The sequence below is a fragment of the Candidatus Acetatifactor stercoripullorum genome (assembly GCF_944382095.1).
GTDB lineage: Bacteria > Bacillota > Clostridia > Lachnospirales > Lachnospiraceae > Acetatifactor > Acetatifactor stercoripullorum.
This window is the reverse complement of sequence record NZ_CALWMU010000041.1, coordinates 1-18749: the sequence shown is the minus strand read 5'-3', so window position 1 is coordinate 18749 and position 18749 is coordinate 1. Positions and strand designations below refer to the sequence as shown.

Annotated in this window: 13 protein-coding genes; 2 read left to right on the top strand and 11 right to left on the bottom strand. The window is 49.7% G+C overall.

What is annotated here, in order from left to right; genetic code table 11:
• The first annotated feature begins 129 nt into the window (after nucleotides 1–129).
• Complete coding sequence (locus tag SHK35_RS11580; RefSeq protein WP_318702683.1) at nucleotides 130–1833, top strand: ABC-ATPase domain-containing protein; 1704 nt, start codon at nucleotides 130–132, stop codon at nucleotides 1831–1833.
• Between the two features lie 5 nt (nucleotides 1834–1838).
• On the opposite strand, the gene SHK35_RS11575 is transcribed toward SHK35_RS11580, so the two are convergent.
• The 11 genes from SHK35_RS11575 to SHK35_RS11525 form a co-directional block, all read right to left on the bottom strand.
• Nucleotides 1839–3410 carry a diguanylate cyclase domain-containing protein gene (locus SHK35_RS11575; protein WP_318709896.1) on the bottom strand — a complete coding sequence of 524 codons (1572 nt, stop codon included), beginning with the start codon at nucleotides 3408–3410 and terminating at the stop codon, nucleotides 1839–1841.
• Between the two features lie 189 nt (nucleotides 3411–3599).
• Nucleotides 3600–5798, bottom strand: a complete 2199-nt coding sequence (htpG, locus tag SHK35_RS11570) for a molecular chaperone HtpG (protein WP_318702686.1) — start codon at nucleotides 5796–5798, stop codon at nucleotides 3600–3602.
• 169 nt (nucleotides 5799–5967) lie between these two features.
• Nucleotides 5968–7029 (bottom strand): peptidylprolyl isomerase, encoded by a 1062-nt coding sequence (locus SHK35_RS11565; RefSeq protein WP_318702688.1) that lies wholly within the window; start codon nucleotides 7027–7029, stop codon nucleotides 5968–5970.
• A gap of 7 nt (nucleotides 7030–7036) precedes the next feature.
• Complete coding sequence (locus SHK35_RS11560) at nucleotides 7037–8458, bottom strand: FAD-dependent oxidoreductase (RefSeq protein WP_318702695.1); 1422 nt, start codon at nucleotides 8456–8458, stop codon at nucleotides 7037–7039.
• An 84-nt stretch (nucleotides 8459–8542) separates the two neighbouring features.
• The gene (locus SHK35_RS11555; protein ID WP_318709895.1) at nucleotides 8543–11197 is read right to left on the bottom strand and encodes an SMC family ATPase; all 2655 of its coding nucleotides are present in this window, start codon (nucleotides 11195–11197) and stop codon (nucleotides 8543–8545) included.
• Nucleotides 11198–11292: 95 nt separating this feature from the next.
• Nucleotides 11293–12558, bottom strand: coding sequence for an L-cysteine desulfidase family protein (locus tag SHK35_RS11550; protein ID WP_318709893.1), 1266 nt, complete (start codon nucleotides 12556–12558; stop codon nucleotides 11293–11295).
• Nucleotide 12559: 1 nt separating this feature from the next.
• Nucleotides 12560–14038 carry a Sapep family Mn(2+)-dependent dipeptidase gene (locus SHK35_RS11545; protein WP_318709891.1) on the bottom strand — a complete coding sequence of 493 codons (1479 nt, stop codon included), beginning with the start codon at nucleotides 14036–14038 and terminating at the stop codon, nucleotides 12560–12562.
• A gap of 4 nt (nucleotides 14039–14042) precedes the next feature.
• Nucleotides 14043–14888, bottom strand: coding sequence for a carbohydrate ABC transporter permease (locus SHK35_RS11540; RefSeq protein WP_318705482.1), 846 nt, complete (start codon nucleotides 14886–14888; stop codon nucleotides 14043–14045).
• Nucleotides 14889–15830 (bottom strand): carbohydrate ABC transporter permease, encoded by a 942-nt coding sequence (locus SHK35_RS11535; protein ID WP_318709888.1) that lies wholly within the window; start codon nucleotides 15828–15830, stop codon nucleotides 14889–14891.
• Nucleotides 15831–15896: 66 nt separating this feature from the next.
• Entirely contained in the window at nucleotides 15897–17282 is a 1386-nt protein-coding gene (locus tag SHK35_RS11530; protein WP_318709886.1) for an ABC transporter substrate-binding protein, read from the bottom strand.
• 12 nt (nucleotides 17283–17294) lie between these two features.
• Nucleotides 17295–18266, bottom strand: a complete 972-nt coding sequence (locus SHK35_RS11525; RefSeq protein ID WP_318709885.1) for a uroporphyrinogen decarboxylase family protein — start codon at nucleotides 18264–18266, stop codon at nucleotides 17295–17297.
• Nucleotides 18267–18445: 179 nt separating this feature from the next.
• Here SHK35_RS11525 and SHK35_RS11520 point away from each other — a divergent pair, with 179 nt between their 5' ends.
• The gene (locus tag SHK35_RS11520) at nucleotides 18446–18694 is read left to right on the top strand and encodes a hypothetical protein (protein ID WP_318709883.1); all 249 of its coding nucleotides are present in this window, start codon (nucleotides 18446–18448) and stop codon (nucleotides 18692–18694) included.
• Nucleotides 18695–18749 lie beyond the last annotated feature (55 nt).

The window sequence follows — 18749 nt, the reverse complement described above, 5'->3', positions numbered from 1 at the left end:
CATAATAACCAAAAACGGGTTCCGAAGCAGTGGCTAGTCACCCTTATTTTGGTTATTACGCCCAGTTTCTGATATCAGAGAGCGAGTTTCTCAATTACCTAAGCCAAGAAGACCAGGAAAGGAGAAAAAATGCAGACATCAACCGAATTAAGAGCCTTGCTGGACAAAATTGACAGAAAGGGCTATCCTGCCTATAAAGATACAAGAGGAGCCTATCAGTTTCCGGGCTATGTGCTGTCTATCGACCATGTTCAGGGAGACCCCTTTGCCTCCCCCTCAAAGCTGAGCATTCATGTGGGTGCAAAGGCGGCGGCGTTCCCCGTAAGCCTCTATGAAAAAAAGCACCGGCGGACCGCCCTTGAGGATACGCTGATCCGCCGGTTTGGCAGCCTTGCCAGACAGTTTTCCTTTCAGGCGAAAGGAACGGGACAGAGCGGCCTGCTTGCCGTAAGCCGCTGCGGTCAGGAGGTGCTGGAACGGACAGCCTGTGTGATCAATGAAAAAAGCGGAGATATTATCCTTAGATTTGAAGTGGGCTTTCCTGCCAACGGCCGTACCATCAACGCCAGGGAGCTTCAGAAAATTCTTTTTGATTTTCTGCCAAAGTGTGTAAAGTCCTCCCTTTTTTATCAAAATCTGGACGGCAGGCAGCTGCAGGAGATCGCCGACCTGGCAGATAACCAGCAGTATATCCGTGAAATGCTCCCAAAGCTTGGCCTTTGCGCTTTTGTGGCGGATGGAAGCATCCTGCCCCGGGAGTCCGGCGTTTCCTCCCGTCCCATGAAAAACGGTATCAAATTTAAGTCCCCTGCATCTCTTGCTGTGTCCATCGACCTGCCTCACGGAGGAAGGATCACGGGAATGGGCATCAAACAGGGCATCACCCTCATTGTCGGCGGCGGCTACCATGGGAAATCAACCCTGTTAAAGGCGCTGGAAATGGGAGTCTACAATCACATTGCCGGCGATGGCCGGGAATATGTCATCACCGATGACACTGCCGTGAAAATCCGCGCCGAGGACGGAAGAAGTATCAAAAAAACAGACATTTCCATGTTTATCAACGATCTTCCAAACGGCAAGGATACGGTGGCCTTTGTGACGGAGGACGCCAGCGGAAGCACCTCCCAGGCAGCCAATGTCATGGAGGCCATTGAGGCCGGCGCCTCGCTGCTTTTGATTGACGAGGACACCAGCGCCACTAATTTTATGATCCGGGATGAGTTGATGCAGAAGGTGATTCACCGGGATATGGAGCCCATCACTCCCTTTATCGAACGGATTGAGGAGTTGTATCACAGCTATGGCATTTCCACTATCCTTGTGGTGGGAAGCTCAGGCGCTTATTTCCAGATCGCTGACACCATTCTTCAGATGGAACGATATGTGCCAAAGGAAATTACTGCCTATGCCAAGGAAGCCGCCAGGGACTTTCCACGCATTGCCCCTTCCGACGCTCTTTTGGAAAAACCAAAATTTGACAGACGTCCTCTTCCCAGCCAGGAATTCAAAAGTAATGACAGGATTAAAATCAAAACCCAGGGACTGGACGGCGTTGTGCTCAACAAAGAAACCATTGATCTGCGGTATCTGGAGCAGCTTGCGGACAGCGAGCAGGTAACCGCTCTGGGCTACTGTTTGAAATATGCACAGAAAAATATTTTGGACGGCAGGAAAAATCTCTGCCAGGTGGTGGATGCCCTGGAAGCCGTATTGGACAAAAATACCCTTGCAGCAATATGCGAAAGCCCTTCCAGCATCGCCTGCATGGCAAGGCCCAGAAGGCAGGAAATCTTCGCCTGCTTCAATCGGTACAGAAGCCTGAAGCTTTAAGCTCCCTATTCCCTGTGGGTGTGCTTCATCTGATACATATTCCGGTCAGCCTCCTCTATCAGCAGCGCAAGGCGTTCAGGCGTAAGCTTTTCTTCTGCGGTATTCTCCCACAGTGCGTGTCCGTAGGAGACATTGGCATATTCGGGGAAATATCTGAGAAGTCTTTTTGCCTCTTTTTCAAAGACTTCCACAGCTTCCGAAACCCTGGACGCCGTTTTTTCCACAATAACGACGCAGAACTCGTCTCCGCCGATCCGGAAGCATTCTCCCATTGATGAAAAAACGGCGTAGATGCCCTTTGCCATGGTCTGCAAAAGCATATCCCCTGTGTGATGTCCTAAAAGGTCATTGGTGCGCTTTAGGTTATCCACGTCAAACAGCAAAACGTCAAGCCTCCCGGGCGCCTGCCCGGCCAGATAGCTCTGGCACAGCTGAAAAGCATTTCTGTTTCCCAGCCCGGTCATATCATCCCTCATGGCCAGGCTGCGGTAAAAGCTGAAATCATCTCTCTCCTTCCAAAAAGAAGAAAACGCCAGTGAAAGCAGTCCGAAGAAATACACCGCCAGCATCCCCGCAAAGGTAAAGCTCATACGCTGCCTGCGCTTTCTGACAATACTGCTCCAGAATTCAGCTGTGGATACAATCATGGCCAGAATTATCAGAATATGTACTGCAGGCACCGTATCGTTAAGCTGCGCCAGGCCTGTCATATGCAGCACAAAGCAGACCCCGGCATTGGCGATAAAAATCCAGATCAGTATGCCCAACAGCCGGTTCTCACTTTTGACCATGGATCTGACAAAAACCAAAAAGGGCACGCACATCAGATAAAAAGCCGCATAGCTCAGAAAATAGGATATTGCATAGTTTCCGCCCCACAGCGTGGTAACCTTGGTATCCAGAAGGATCCAAAGTCCCGACAGCAGCATAAAAAAGGCAAGAGATATCTGCGGCACGGCCATGCTTCTTTTTCTATACGCCGTAATCAGAGAAAAGACCAGCAGCAGGCCCGCAAGCATGAAGCAAAACATCCCAAACAGAATCTGGGGCATATAGCTTAGAAGAATCTCATACAATGCGGCAGCCGGATGATCGAGCATTACGCTTTTCAGCTCCCATTCCCGCTCCGTTGCGTATCTTCGAAATTCCACTGTTATCTGCTTTTCTCCCTGCATATCCGCCACAGGGATAAAATGCCACATACTGCCAAGGGCATGCTCTTTTCCTCCGGCCGCCTCATAAATCAGCCGTTCTCCGGCCCAGACGCGGATAGAAGAATACCTTGTCTGGAATACAAAGCAGTATTCCTCAGGCACATCCACATTTGCAAGCTCCCGCCGCAAAACCAGACTTTCTCCCTCCCAGGCAAGCGTACAGGGCAGCTGGGGAAGCAGCCGCCACTCCCCTTCGCTTTCATAAATCCATCCATTCTCCAGCCGTTTTGCGGCGCCTGCGTCATTGCCCTGTAACCTCGTATCAAAAAGAGCTGCCGCAAAGACGGCCAGCAAAACCACAACTGCAGCCCCCGCCAAAATCATCACATTCTGCAGACGTTTCCCATATTTAAACAGATACATTTTATACCTCTCCGTTTCCGCTGTCTCATCTTTCTGATTTTAACAAAAACAGGTCTTAAAATGTAAACGCTGGAACAATCTGCACTTTTTCAGGCATATTTTACAATACATAAATTTTGGAGCCGCCTCCTTGCCTGCGCTTCCTGAGACGGCTCCAAATTGTTAAATATATTCAAACATCTGTCTTCTTTATTTTGCCAGCAGCATCATGATCTCATTGCTGCGCGCAACAAATCTCGTCATCTCCTCGGGCTTTAAGGGTGACTGCTGGAGCTTTGCCAGATCATAGAGCTGTTCGCAGATCATTTCCACATTCTCTCCATCCTGATGCTCCGTCACATATTTCACCAGCGGATGATTTGCATTTAAGATCAAGGTCTCTCCCTCTGTGCCAAAGGCCCCCATATCCATGCCGGGCATGGAATACATCTTCATCATATCCTGCATCCGTCTGCTTTCCTCCGACAAGGTGAGCAGAGAGGAAACCTTTTTGTCCTTAAGCTTCTCTACCTTAACCACCAGCTTGTCGTTTTTGAGCGCCTTCTTCATCAGCTCGCCCAGCGTCTTGGCCTGCTCCTCCAGCTCCTTTTCAGCCTTCTTGGAGGTTTTTGCCTTCATGGTGTCGCTTACATCCGCATCAATACGGCGGAATCTGATGCCCTCATTCTTGGCCTCCAGCTGAGAGATAAAGGGCTGGTCAATATTGTGGGTCAAAATCACGGCATCCATTTTTGCAGCCTTGAACATATTGATATACTGGCTCTGCTGCTGTTCATCAGTTACATAATAGATAATCTTTTCCTTGGAGGTCTCCTCTTCTTTCGCTGCTTCTTCCTGGCCTGCAGAGGTCTTTTCCTCCTCCACGATCTCGGCCTCTACCTTCTGACCGTTTTCGTCCACGGCGCTTCCCGCTTCCTTTGCGGCTTCAGCTTCCTCGCCCTGGGCGGCTTTCCCTTCGTCGTTCTCCTCGTCTAAGGGCTTGGTTTCCAGGCATTCCGGCAGTGTCAGATATTTTCCCTCAAGGTTCTTAAAGAGAATGTAATCGTTCATTCTTTCGCAGAACTTATCATCTTTCAGGCAGCCAAACTTGATAAAGGGGCTGATGTCGTCCCAGTATTTGTCATACTCCTCTTTCTCGGTCTTACACATGCCAGCCAGCTTGTCTGCCACCTTCTTGGTGATATATTCGGAAATTTTCTTCACAAAGCCGTCATTTTGCAGCGCGCTTCTGGATACGTTCAGGGGCAGGTCAGGACAGTCGATCACACCCTTTAAAAGCAGTAAGAATTCGGGAATTACTTCCTTGATGTTATCTGCAATAAACACCTGATTGTTGTACAGCTTAATGGTTCCCTCTATGGACTCATACTCCATATTGATTTTGGGGAAGTATAAAATACCCTTCAGGTTAAAAGGATAGTCCATATTCAGATGTATCCAGAAAAGAGGCTCCTTATAATCCTGGAATACCTTCCTGTAAAATTCCAGATATTCCTCTCTGGTACAGTCGTTGGGGTGCTTGGTCCACAGCGGTGTTGTCTCATTCATCAGCTCGGGACGCTTTTTAATCTTCAGCTTTCTGGGCTCGGGCTTTTCTTCCTCTGCCCCATCCTCTTTCTTGGCATCCTCTGCTTCCTGTGAATCCTTCTCCTCCTTTGCGGATTCCTTCTTTTCCGGCTCGATCACCTCAAGCACCACATCATCCGCAAGCTTCTCATCCTCCCGGATGATCTGGGTCTCCTTGGTATCCGCCTTGGACAAATAAATTTCCGTCGGCATAAAGGAGCAGTATTTCTTCACTACCTCCCGGGCCTTGTATTCATTACAAAACTCAAGACAGTCCTCGTTGACAAACAGGGTGATCGTAGTGCCGGGGGTTGTCCTTCCCGCGTCCTCGCCCTCCGTCATTGAAAATTCCGTGCCTCCGTCGCACTCCCAGTGCACAGGCTTTGCCCCCTCCTTGTAGGAGAGAGAGTCAATATGCACCTCGTCCGCCACCATAAAGGCAGAATAGAATCCCAGGCCGAAATGTCCGATGATCTGGTCCGCATTGCTCTTATCTTTATATTTTTCAATGAAATCCGTAGCGCCGGAAAAGGCAATCTGGTTGATATACTCCTCCACCTCTTCGGCGGTCATGCCCAGTCCGTTATCTGAAACGGTGATGGTCTTTTTCTCAGGGTCCACAACCACGTCAATTCTGGCCTTATAATCCTCCGGCAGAGAACACTCCCCCATCATTTCCAGCTTTTTGAGCTTCACCACAGCATCGCAGCCGTTAGAGATCAGCTCTCTGTAAAAAATATCATGGTCCGAGTACAGCCATTTTTTAATAATAGGAAAAATATTCTCGCTGTTAATTGATAAATTTCCACTCTTTACTGACATTGTCACCACATCCTTTTCTCTTACTAAATGTAAGTTTAATTCTGCACGAAACAAAAGTCAAGAAAAAATTAGCACTCATTTAAAACGAGTGCTAATAATTTCAAAAAAATCCCTTAAATCCGGGACTTTGCGGAAATATAAAATTTTTCTAAATATCTGCCTGAAGGGGCTATTCCGGAAAATATTCGGCGTAAACCTCAAAAAAATCCGAAGTAATAACCTCCTCGTCATGAATCAGAGTAATCTCATCCCACAGCTTTTCGTTCAGACTTCTGGCCAGAGTTTCCACAAAGGCATCATACTCCTGCCCAAAGGCCTCCCTTCGCCGCTCCTCCACAATTTTAAGCTTATTGGCGTCCGTTTCCTCCCTGTCGAAGGTGCTCAGACATTTAATAATATGATAGCCGCTGCTGCTTTCCACGATCTGGCTGATCTCCCCTGTCTCAAGACCAAAGGCGGCCGTTTCAAAGGCTTCCTCCATCTCTCCCTTTCCGAAGGAATAAGTGATGGTGCTATCCTGGCTGTACCGGGATGCCAGCTCCGCGAAATCCTGTCCCTCCGCAAGAGCCATTTGGCGTATCTGCGAAATCTCTTCGTAGGCCGCCTGCTTTTCCTCCTGAGAATAGGCTGCCGTGTTCCCCTGGCTGTCTGTTTTGCTGGTTCGGATCAAAATATGCTGTACCGTGATGGTTCTGGCCTCGTCGTCGCTGATCTCCGGATTGATGTCACGGATAATTTCCTGATATACCTTTTGTGCCAGCGCATATTCTCTGTAGAGGTTTTCTATGGTCTCCAGATCCACTTCCAGGGCCCTTTGTTCCGTCTCACTCAAGGAACCAAAATACTTCTCCGCCGCCTGGACGATCTTCTCCTCCTCTCCCTGGTCAAGCTCCACGCCTTTCTCAGCGGCCAAAAGACACATAGTCTTGATCTGCGCCAGCTTGGCGAGCACCGTCTCCTTCACATTTTCTTCCAAAGTAACGCCGTCCCGCTCAATCTCCCACACCTGTGATCCATACACCTCTTCATATTGGTTCTGGGTATTGGCAAGATATACCATAAGCTCCGCCTTTGAGCAGGATTCCCCCCCAATGCGGAAAACCTCGTCCCTTCCAAATCCTGTGGTAAATACTACTTTTGTGCCGCCCTCCCCCGTATTGCAGGCCGTCAGGGCTGCAGCTAAAACAGCTGCCGCCAAAATGCCCGCCATGATTTTCTTTCTGTGCTTCATACTTTTCTCACTGCTTCCTGTTTTGTGCTTCCTGGCGTTTCAGGATGCTTCTTGCCACGCTGATGCCGTTGGCAGATGCCTGCTGCAGGCCTCTGGTAACCCCCGCGCCGTCTCCAATGGCCCGAAGCCCCTTCACGCTGGTCTCAAAATCCTGGTTGATTACCACCTTATTGGAATAAAATTTTACCTCCACTCCATACAGCAGAGTCTCATCGCTGGCAATCCCCGGGGTGACCTTATCCAGCGCCTCTATCATCTCCGCAATATCCACCATGATACGGTGGGGAAATACCAGGGACAAATCTCCTGGAACCGCATCCTTTAAGGTGGGAATCAGGTTATTCCGGCACAGCCTCTCGTCTGTTGTCCGCCTGCCACGCTTAAAATCACCATAGGTCTGCACCAATATGCTGCCCCCGCAAAGCATATTGGAGAGCTGGGCAATATGCTTGCCATACTCAATGGGCGTCTTAAAGGGTTTTGTGAAATTCTTGGACACCAGCAGCGCAAAATTGGTATTATGAGTCTTATACTCTTGGGATTTGTAAGCGTGGCCGTTTACCACCGCAAGTCCTCCCTCATAGTACTCCGCAGCCACTTCCCCTGAGGGGTTTGTGCAGAAGGTTCTCACCTTATCGTCAAAGGTGGGCGTATAATAAACCAGCTTTGCCTCATACAGATTTTCGTTTAAAAACTGCATCACTTCATCCCGTACCTCCACCCGGACGCCGATATCCACAGTGCCGGGAGTCGTCTCAATATCCAGCTCCTTACACTTCTCCTTAAACCAGTCGGCTCCCTCTCTGCCCACTGCCGCCACAATTTCATCCCCATAAAAGATTTCTCCTTTCTGGGTGCGCACTCCCGCCGCTCTCTGGCCTTCTATCAGAATCTGTTCCACCATGGTCTCAAAGCGCATATCAACTCCCTGGCTTTCCAGATGTCTTTCAAGCTTTTGGTATATTTTGTACCCCTCTTCCGTTCCCAGATGGCGTATGGGACATTCAATCAGCTTGAGATTGGCGCCAATGGCTTTTCTCCTGATTTCCCGGATTTCCTTTTCCTTATCTACACCGTACACATTGGGGTCTGCTCCAAAGGCAAGATAAATGCCGTCAGACTCCTGAATCAGACTGAGGGTTTCCTCATATCCCAGTATTTCCGGCAGATTGCCGCCCACATCGGGGGATAAGGAAAGCTTGCCGTCCGAAAAAGCGCCTGCCCCCGCAAAGCCTGTGGTAATCGAACAAGGGTGACAGCCCATGCAGCGCCCTGCAGTGCGCTTTGGACAGCTTCTGCGCCCGATAGAATGCCCCTTTTCCAGCATCAGCACCTTAATATCCGGTTTTCTTCTCTTCAGCTCATAGGCGCAGAAAATCCCTCCCGGACCTGCGCCGATAATAATCACGTCATATTTTTCCATATACATCTCCATTCCGAAGCGCAGCGTAGGAATCGCGCAGTAGAAATTCTGCCACGGTTTTCCCATAGGTTTTCCCGTTTGCTTCTCCTATTATACACCATTGCGGATCAGACTTCCACCGCCGGTTTTATCTATAATAAGCTGCTGGCTGATTCTCTCCCTAAGCTGGGGCACATGAGAGATAATACCAATGAGACAATTTTGGCCCGCCAGACCAAGCAAGGCGTCACAGGCCTGGTCAAGACTTTCTGCGTCCAGGGCCCCAAAGCCTTCATCCACAAAAAGTGTATCCACCCGGATTCCCCCGTTCATGGCCTGAATCACATCGCTCATCCCAAGGGCCAGACAGAGAGAAGCCTTAAAGGATTCTCCGCCGGAAAGCGTCCTCACGGAACGGAATTTTCCGGTGTAATAGTCCATCACCTGAATCTCCAGATTGTCCTTTATCCTTCCGTCTCCCACTTCTTCCGCCCGGGACATCTCATAGCGTCCCGAAGTCATTTTCCCAAAGCGCAGATTTGCAGCCCTTAGAATTTCCTCAAAAAAGCCGGCCAGCACATACTGCTCGAACACCAGCCTCTTTGGATTATTCCCGCAGGCCATGTTCTCCAGATCCTTCACATAGCCGTATTCTTTTTCCGCCTCCTCCATACGCCTTCTTTTTTGTTCCATCACTTCCCTGGTTTTTTTTAGCAGGGCGCTCTGCTGTTCCCAAAGCCTGTGTCTGTCCAAAACGATGCTCTTTTTCTTCCTCAGCTCCTCCTGTATCTGCCTTGGCTGCTGCAGGTCCTGGATTTCCTTCTTTTTCACCTGGCTGTTTAGATGCTCGTACAGCTCCCTTGCCGCCGCCATCCTCTTTTGATAGTCGGCAAGCTCCCTTTCCAGCTTCTCTCTTTCCCCAATGGGAAGTCTTGCGCGGCTGTATTCTTCCTCATTGGAAAAACCATACTCTGAAAGCGCGGTCTCGAAGGCTTCCTTGGCCTCCCTGTGTCTTTCCATAAGCTCTTCTCCCTGACTTTTCAGTCTTTTACAAGTTCTCTCCTTCTCCTGTAAAAGCCCCTTAATCTCTCTTGCCCTTCCGCATCGCCTGCTCAAAAGCGCTTCGGCCTCATCCGGCTCCATGGCAAGATATTCCAGGCAGACCTGATTTTGTTCCTCACTTAAAGCCTTCTTCCGCTCCGAAAGCTTCTCTTCCTTTTCCTTAATTCTTTGCCGCAGGTCGTCTGCCCGGCTCTTTCTCCCCGCCAGCTCTCCATGAAGCTCCTTCTGCTTCGCCTCCATATCCGTAATTATCTTCTTCTGCCGGGAAAGCTCTCCCTGCGCTAAAACGCCTTCCTTAAGCTTTGCAGGAGCCGGATGTACCACGGAGCCGCACACAGGGCAGGGCTTCCCTTCCTCAAGCAGGGACGCCGCCAGCCCTATGGCCGACAGCCGCCTTTTCTGCTCCGCCTCCTCATATTCCCTTTTCCGCTCCCAATATTCCTTCTCCTTTGCAAGGTAAGTCTGCTGCCCTCGTTCCAATTCCGCAAGCTGATCCGTAAGCTGGGCGTTAAGCTGCTTTAAAGCAAGGACAAGCTCCTCTTTTTCCCTGGCCGTTTCCAAAAGCTCTCTGATCCGCATCTCTTGTCCCAGGACTGCCTCCAGCTCCCCAGCCTCCTTTTGCAGATGCAAAAGCTCTTTCTCCTGCCCCCTCCCCTCCTCTCTGTTTTGCAAAAGCTGATCCGCAAGCTGCCTTTCTTTCTCCCGAACGCTTTCCACAAAAGCCGCATTCACAGCCCCTTTTAGTTTTAGCTTCCTCTCCGAAAACTCCCCAGCCCTTTCCTGCAGCCCGGAAAGCTCCTTTTTTGCCTGCTCCAGCTGCTCTATCCGGCGGTTTTCCTCTTCCCTGGCGCGAATCTCCTCAGTCTGCCGCTCCAGCGCTTTTTCCGCCTCCTCATACTCTTTTTGGGCAGAAGCGGCATTTTCTCCCGCCAAAGCCTCCATTTTCTGCAGACATTCCCTAATTACCTCATAATTTCTCTCCTGGGTCTGACTCAGGCGCTCAAGCTCCTTTGACGTCTCCTCCGGCCAGATATCCCTTTCCAGAGAATGCGCAAGCAGACTGACGTCTTCATCCAGCTTGCTTTTCTGCTCCATAAAGGCCCCGTACAGCCTTCTGGAACGCATCCCCAGCTCCTGCGTGAATCTCTCATAAACTCCGGTGCCGAAAATTTCCCGGAAAATTCCTGTTTTTTCCCTGGGGGAGGCTGACAAAAATTTTGCGAACTCCCCTTGGGCGATCATGGAAATCTTTTTAAACTGCTGGTAATCCAGCACCAAAAGCTCCAGAAGGGCTGCATTTACTTCTCTCACGCCTTCCATAACCCTTCCGTCCGGCAAAACAAGCACCGCATTCTCCTTCTGCTTCGTAACGCCGCCTGCTTTGGCCCGCTTTTTGGGTCTGTAATATTCCGGATTTCTTCTTATCTGGTAGGTTTTTCCACCATGCTCCATGACAAGCTCCACAAAGGTAGGCGTGCCTGCGTCCGCGAAATCGCTTCGCACACTGCTTCTCTCCTTATCCCGCTCTGCTCCGCTCAAGGCGCCGTACAGCGCATAGGTGATGGCATCAAATATAGTGGTCTTTCCCGCTCCGGTGGCCCCTGTAATCAGAAAAATTCCGTTTTTCTCAAATCTGGAAAAGTCAACCTCCTCCCGGCCTCTATAAGGCCCCCAGGCGGACAAAATCAGCTTCTTTGGTCTCATAGCGCCTTCCTCCTTTGTCCATTATACGTCAGGTCCAAAGTTTATTGCAATACAAAAGAGGGCGTCACAGACACCCTCCAAACGCGATTCCTTTTTTATGCTTCCAGCATCAGTCGCAGAATTTCCAAATCCGTCTGCCGCATTCCCTCTCTTCCAATGTATCCCACACAGCTTACCGTCTCCTGCACATCCTCCTTCAAAATTCCGGTGTTGGGCTGGTAGGATTTCCCTCTGGCCGCCAGGTTATGGGCCATATAGGCTGCGTCTATGCTGGATGCAATCTTGGCCGCGCAGGAAACCTTCGCCCCGTCGCAGATGATCCCGGGCGTATCCGCCAGGGTATTGTAAATGGTCATCTTAATTTCCTCCAGAGAGCCGCCGTCCAGATAGGTCATGGCCGCCCCGCTGGCGCAGGCGGCGGACACTGCCCCGCAGAAAGCGGACAGCCTTCCGATAAAGCTTTTCTGCCAGATGGTCAAAAGAGCGGAAAACACAAGCCCACGATACAGCTTTTCTTTTGTCACTCCCTTTTCCTCCCCATAGACAATCACAGGCACAGAGGAAGCGATTCCCTGATTGCCGCTGCCGGAGTTTATGATTACAGGCAGGTCGCAGCCGCCCATTCTGGCCTCGGAGGCTGCTGCTGCCCAGGCCTTCATTTTAGTGCCGATGGAGTCAGGATAAGCTTCTTTAATGATCTTTCCGATTCCAAGACCATACTCTCCCTTAAGGCCCTCTTTTGCAATCTCCATATTATAGCGGATCTGCCGCTCTATCATATCCTGCACCAAAGAAAGAGGCACCGTATCCGCAAACTCCTTGCTATTTTTTAAATTTAAAAAATCCCCCGAGGCTTCCTCAGGAGCATCTTTTTCCTTCTGGAAAAACACCTGCCCGTCCCTTTTTAACAACACAATATTGGTGTGGGAGGAGCAGATCTCCACCTCCGCCTCATGGCTTTCTCCTCTTACCACCAGGCGGATATGCAGAGGATAAGGGCTTTCCAAAAGCTCCACCCTGCAGAAATTCCTTTTCAGAAGCTCCCGTACCTTTTTTCTCTGCTCCTGTGTAACCCTGGCAAGGACCTCCATGCCCGCATCGGCGTCCCCCGCCTCCACTCCCAAGGTCACTGCCGCCTCGATTCCCACCATACACCCGGAATTGGGAATGGTCACACAGCGTACATTTTTAATCATATTTCCGCTGCAGTAAGCTGCCGCCTCCACGGGCTTTTCTCCCAGCACCTCCCTGGCCTTTGCCCCCGCAAAGGCCAGAGCAATAGGCTCCGTACAGCCCATAGCAGGCACCAGCTCCTGCTTAAGCAGCAGAATCATTTGCTCTTTCGTTGTCTCTGATAACATTTTATCTTTCTCCTGTTTTTTGATCAAGGGCCAAAAACGCAATCACATAAACCTTGATGGCATCGCACAGCCCCCAAAGAGACTGTACTTCGTCGCAGGCGTGTCCTCCTCCGTGGCCCTTGGGAAGCTTAAGCTCTTCAAGAGCCTTTTCATGACGGAAATCAAAGAGAGGCGTTCTGGGTATCCCCGGGCCAAATCCCACAGCATTTTCAAAAAAGCCGGCATAGGTATTTCCGCCCATCACATAGGGCTGTCCCGCTTCCCCGTACACCTGACGATAGGCGTTAAGTAATATCTTCATTTCCTGTGTATCCGGATCATGCACATATCCCTTTTTTACATTGCTTTCCGAAAGCCGCCACCCAAAAGGTTTCGCCTGTCGTTCCATTTTTTCTATCATACCATTTATATCTGTTTTTGGCGGAAAACGCAAGTCAAATTCCAGAGACACCCTCTTCCCGTCAAAGCAAAGCAAGGTGCCTGCGCAGGACATTTTTCCAAACACCTTATCCTCCACAGCAATGTCAAGCCCCTGCCCATAGCCGTCGCTGCAGCTCTTTTTCAGAAACCCGAAGAAGCTTCTTTCCTCTTTTGTGAGAAGCAGGCTTTCTTCCCTTTCAACAAAATCGCTGAGAATCCCGATGGGATTGACGCATTTTTCAGGAGCGGCCGCATGTCCGCCAATACCCTTGGCTGTAAGGTGCAGCTTTCCGTCCCGGTATTTAACAGTCATATTTCCAGAAAGCTCTCCCCAGGCGGCCTTCTCTCCCAGTCCTTTTGCCGGGAAGCTCTCCTGCTGTCCCCGCAATACCAGCCTTGCCGTATCTGCAACACTGTTGGACACCAGTCCAGCCCCGATGGCTTCTATGTGGGGCAGCTCTCCTTCATAAAAAAACTTCATCCGGCACCGGCCCTTTTCCCCATAGCAGAGAGGAAATCTGCAGTCCGAAACAACTGCCAGCTTCGGCGATCCATATTGCTTTACATACCAGGCCGCATCCTCCATTCCCGTCTCTTCGCTCAGGCCGCACACCTGGCTTAACTGGTAATGCAGCCGGATTCCCCTTTCCCTTAAATACCGAAGGGCATACAGTACGGCCACTGCCGGTCCCTTGTTGTCCGACACTCCCCGTCCGATGAGAAAGTCCCCCTTTAAGGTGCATTCATAGGGCGGATAAACCCAGCCTTCCCCTTCCGGCACCACGTCCAGATGATTCCATATCTCGATCCTATCAGGAGAAAGCCCCTCCGCCTTCTCATATTGAATCCTTACACATCTTCCGCCGCAGTCCTCAGTCCAAAAGCCGTATTTCTCCGCCATCTGGCGCATACGCTCCCCCGCTCTTTTGCATTCCCTCCCAAAGGGAAAATCCTCTGCAGACGACGTTTTCTCCCTGGCCTTTGCCACACTGGGAATTTCCACCAGGCTTTTTATATCCTCTATCATTTCCGCCTTATGGCGGGCAATCCAATCCTCCATAGCGTTACCCCTTTATCCCCGACGAGGCGATGCCCTCCACCAGATACTTCTGCAGCAGTATAAAAATCACTAAAAGAGGCAGAATCGACAATATGGACATGGCAAACATAGCGCCGTAATCGGAGGTGGAGGCCGGATCACAAAACAGCTTGAGAGCAAGGCTCACAGGATACCGTTCCGATTTATTCACGTACAAAAGAGGTCCTAAAAAGTCCTCCCAGCGCCAGATGAAGGAAAAAATTCCGCCCGTAATCAGCGCAGGCTTCATTAACGGCAGCACAATTCTGAAAAATATGGAATAATAGGAGCAGCCGTCAATTTTCGCCGCCTCATCCAAATCAGAGGGAAGTCCGTTTATAAAATTCATCATCAGATAGATAAAAAATCCCTGGGTCGCAAAGCAGTAAGGGACAATCATGGGAAGATAGGTTCCCACCCACCCAAGCTTCTGGTACCATAAATATTGTGGAATCATTAAAATCTGTGCCGGAAGCATCATGGACACCAGCATGGCACAAAACAAAATCTTTCTGCCTCTAAATCTGCACCGGGCAAAGCTGTAGGCCACAAAAGCCGAAGAAATCAGCGTGCCTATGGTGGCAGTCACTGCGATAAAGGCCGAATTTTTAAAGAAGGTGCCAAAGCTTACCTTTGCAAAGCCCCGCCAGCCATTTACATAATTTTCTGTCACAAATTCTCTGGGAATCAGCTCTCCCGCCGTGTTGAAAATGGTATCCGTATCCTTAAAGGAGCTGAAAAACATCCAAAGCAGCGGATAGATCATCACAAAGGCGCCCAGGGCTACGAATACATGATAAAAAACAGTTTTAATCCTCTTTTTCCTTTTCATCTACATTCCCCCTTCATAGACCCAGAATTTCTTGGTCTTAAACAGGATCAAGGTAATCAGGGAGATCAAAATCAGCATCACCCACGCCATGGCAGCTCCATAGCCCGTATTATAAAAGTTAAAGGACTGCTGGTACATATAAACCACATAAAACAGTGTGGAATTCATAGGCCTTCCCTGAGTGATGATAAAGCACTGGGTAAATGCCAGAAATCCGCTGATCATCTGTATGATCAGGTTAAAAAAGATGGTTGGGGTGAGCAGGGGAAGGGTAATTTTGAAAAAGCTGCTGACTCCCCCTGTCCCATCCACCCTTGCCGCCTCATACAGCGTTGTGGGAATCTGCTTTAAGGCCGAGAGGAATACCAGCATGGACGAGCCAAACTGCCACACGGAAAGCAGAATCAGTACCCAAATAGCCGTATTGGTGCTTCCCAGCCAAGAATAATGGCTGTCTATACCGATCCCCTGTAAAAGCCGGTTCACCGTTCCGTCCTCAGCAAACATTCTTTTCCACAGAATAGAGATGGCAACCGATCCTCCGATAATAGAGGGCAGATAGTAGGCCGCCCGGTAAAATCCGGTAAGCTTCGTGCCTTTTAACAGGATCATAGCCACCGCCAGCGCAAACACAAGCCTTAGGGGAACCGACACAAGGGCGTAGAAAAAGGTCACGGAAAGCGATTGGTAAAACTCCGGATCGTCCGTAAACATTTTGATGTAATTGTCAAATCCGATGAACCTGGGTGCTCCCAATATTTCAAATCTGCAGAAGGAATAATAAAGGGACATGGCCATGGGTACGATCATAAACAGGATAAATCCGATGATAAAGGGTAGTGCAAAAATAACGCCTGCCGTACTGTTTTTGTTCAGCCATTTTTTGAAACGGATGCCGGCAGCATTTGATTTCTTTAAAGCAGCTGTCTGCTTGCCCCGCATGGAAACTGCCTCCTTTCACGCACAAATGGCTGCCGCCTAAGCAGCAGCCATTTGGTCTCATTGCTTTTATTGCTTGTTGCTCAATATTTCATTTCCTTCTGTCAGAAGCTGATCTGCCGCCTCCGCAGCTGTCATCTCACCATAGCAGATTGCCTCCTCCAGCTTATAAACCACATCGTAAACCTCTGTTGCCCCATTGGGTGATGCGGGGCTTACATCGGAGCACTGGGGTGTAACCACGTCATTGATAAAGGATACCACCGTCTGTTCCGCCTCGCTCATCAGAGGAGTGATTGCCTCTGCCACGTTGGAAGCCACGGGAACTCCTCTTTCTCCTAACAGAATCTCATTACATTCCACCGAATTGGTCCAGTAATTAATCACTTCCGCAGCCTCATCGGGATGTTCGCTGTCAACGGAAATGGAGAAGAACATAGCAGGCTTTAAATAATTGGATTTCTGTATATCGTTGGAGGGCCATGTGGTAATACCGATCTCCATGCCCTCCGGGGCCGCATTCACCGTTGCAGTCATATTGTTGGAGAAGTAGAAGGCACACCAGGACATTCTGTCAGGTGAGGAACCGTACACCAGGGGCTCCTGCTCCGGCTGTCCGATAGAAACCTCTGCAAACACACTGGGATCGATCAGCCAGCCTTCCTCTTTGCCTGTGACATACAAATCGAAATAAGCCTCGATGGTTTCCTTGCCTGCACCGATTTGTCCATCCTCGCCAAACAGCGTTTCCCCTGATGCACGCAGGAAATAATCCATAAAGGAGGTGCCGTTATTGTACTGCAGGTTCGTCTTGTAGCCTGTCTTTTCATAAACCTCCCGGCACACATCCAAAAATTCGTCCATGGTCATATAATTCTTGATCTCAATGCCGTTTTCTTCCAGTAAGGTTTTATTGTAAAGCAGCGCCGGTGCATTGACGCCGATACAGATGGCATAGAGCCCATCTCCAACCCGGCCGAATTCCTGTACCGCAGGGTCTACATTGGACAGATCAATCACGCCGGAATCCACATAAGGCTGTAAGTCAACCAGCATATTGTTGTCCACATACTGCTGAATGTAAGCTTTATCCATCTGAACAATATCCGCCATTGTATGGCCGGCTGCCGAGGTGGCCAGCTTATTCCAGTAGTCAGAGCCTGACAAAAACTGTCCGTCAAAGGTAATGCCTGGATTCTGTTCCTCATAGAGTGCCAGGGCCTCCTGGGTTAAATCCGCTCTGGTCTGACTGCCCCACCAGGTAACCGAAAGCTCTACCGCCTCGCCACTGCTTTCTCCCTGCTCCGAAGCGGCGGTCTGCTCCTGTTTGGTACTCTCTGTCTGGCTGCTTTCCTGGGACGAAGTACTGCTTTGTCCACTCTCGCTTCCGCAGGCGGTCACGCCCAATACCATGGACGCTGCCAACAATGCCCCAATCCATCTTGTCTTTTTCATATACACTTCCTCCTATAACCTTCTGACGGTATCCACCGCCAATCTGATCCTGGACAAATCCTTCTGTGTGGCTATGGTACAGTCCGCCCCCAGAATAAACCCTTTTCTTCCGTAAGTCTCCACCAGCGAACGCACCGTATTGACCAAAGCCTCCTCTGTTCCGGATGCCAGAACTCCCGTTCTGTTTGCCAGACCCCCCATGACGGTCTTACCGGCAAAAATATCCTTCCCCTCCTTCAAAGAGCATGGTACTTCAAAGGTTCCCCAATTCACAACATCGTAGAGAGCCGGATCGTAATCTCTGTAGAATTCAAGATTCACATCCCGGTTGCACACATGCAGAAAACAATAGCCCTTTTCCTCCTTCACTGCCTGCAGAATCATTTGATCAAAGGGAGCGATCCATTCCATAAACTGCTCCTTTGTCAGGCCGAAGCGTCTCTCGGCTCCCAGAGAGGCCATATAAACGCCGTCCACCCCCGCCTCAATGTATCTGCGGGCTAAGATACACAGGCCCTCTGTAATCCGCTTCATGGCCTCCAGCACCTTCCCCGGATTTTCTTTCATCCATTGTCCGAATACCCGTCTGGATTGATCATAGCCATACCCCATTGGTTTCAGGGGATGGTACATGGCCGAGGTTCCCACACTATGCAGGGTTCCCAAGGTAAAGCAGGAATCCCCCGTCCGGTCCAGGATTCTCTTTGTCAGGTCTATCTGACGCTCAATCAAAGGGTCCTGTGCCCCAAAAGCCGGAAATCTGCCAAAATCCGCCGATGTATTCAAATCCCAGGGACAGGAAACAAGATTTTCATTCATGATCTTCAGAATGTCCACATCTGTTTCCTTCAAAAAATCCATATGGGCCTTTACTGCCCCTTCTCCGTTTGCGCATTCCTCAGGAAAGTGCATGGTAAAGCAGGCTGGAATACAGTCCGGTTCTTCCTGCTGTATGGCGCTTATGACTCTTTCCTTTTTTGTCACCTCTGTCCCTCCTTTGTTTTCTGTAAATATATTATAGCAATTTACAGTTAGCTGAAAAATCCACTTTTCCGGCTTGCAATGTCAAAAAACCGACTTTGTAAATGGCACATATTGCCTGTTTTTGTGGTTTTCGATATAGTATAAAATAAGAAACAAAAGAAAGGAAAGGCAGAATCGGTATGCGTCAGTTACGGCAAAGACTCCTTCACTATATTGTAAATCTTTCTTTGAAAAGAAAGCTTGTCTGTGTTGTAGGCATCTGCATTTTCCTGCTTTCCCTGTCAGGACTGATAGGCAGCCTTATTTTGTCAAAAGCCTACCTGCGCCTGCTTCAGGAAACCGTCGCAAGCAACCTCTCCTACTCCTCCTCCATCATCTCCCAGACCTTAGACAGGATTGAGGATATTGTTGTCCGGCAAATTAAATGATGTCCTATCAGGCAGATTATTTTATGCCGATTTCGACTTCCCACAGGGATATCAG

Excerpts from the sequence above, each read along its gene's own strand:
- SHK35_RS11580 (WP_318702683.1), top strand. The coding sequence starts at position 130 with ATGCAGACATCAACCGAATTAAGAGCCTTGCTGGACAAAATTGACAGA.
- SHK35_RS11575 (WP_318709896.1), bottom strand. The coding sequence starts at position 3,410 with ATGTATCTGTTTAAATATGGGAAACGTCTGCAGAATGTGATGATTTTG.
- htpG (WP_318702686.1), bottom strand. The coding sequence starts at position 5,798 with ATGTCAGTAAAGAGTGGAAATTTATCAATTAACAGCGAGAATATTTTT.
- SHK35_RS11565 (WP_318702688.1), bottom strand. The coding sequence starts at position 7,029 with ATGAAGCACAGAAAGAAAATCATGGCGGGCATTTTGGCGGCAGCTGTT.
- SHK35_RS11560 (WP_318702695.1), bottom strand. The coding sequence starts at position 8,458 with ATGTATATGGAAAAATATGACGTGATTATTATCGGCGCAGGTCCGGGA.
- SHK35_RS11555 (WP_318709895.1), bottom strand. The coding sequence starts at position 11,197 with ATGAGACCAAAGAAGCTGATTTTGTCCGCCTGGGGGCCTTATAGAGGC.
- SHK35_RS11550 (WP_318709893.1), bottom strand. The coding sequence starts at position 12,558 with ATGTTATCAGAGACAACGAAAGAGCAAATGATTCTGCTGCTTAAGCAG.
- SHK35_RS11545 (WP_318709891.1), bottom strand. The coding sequence starts at position 14,038 with ATGGAGGATTGGATTGCCCGCCATAAGGCGGAAATGATAGAGGATATA.
- SHK35_RS11540 (WP_318705482.1), bottom strand. The coding sequence starts at position 14,888 with ATGAAAAGGAAAAAGAGGATTAAAACTGTTTTTTATCATGTATTCGTA.
- SHK35_RS11535 (WP_318709888.1), bottom strand. The coding sequence starts at position 15,830 with ATGCGGGGCAAGCAGACAGCTGCTTTAAAGAAATCAAATGCTGCCGGC.
- SHK35_RS11530 (WP_318709886.1), bottom strand. The coding sequence starts at position 17,282 with ATGAAAAAGACAAGATGGATTGGGGCATTGTTGGCAGCGTCCATGGTA.
- SHK35_RS11520 (WP_318709883.1), top strand. The coding sequence starts at position 18,446 with ATGCGTCAGTTACGGCAAAGACTCCTTCACTATATTGTAAATCTTTCT.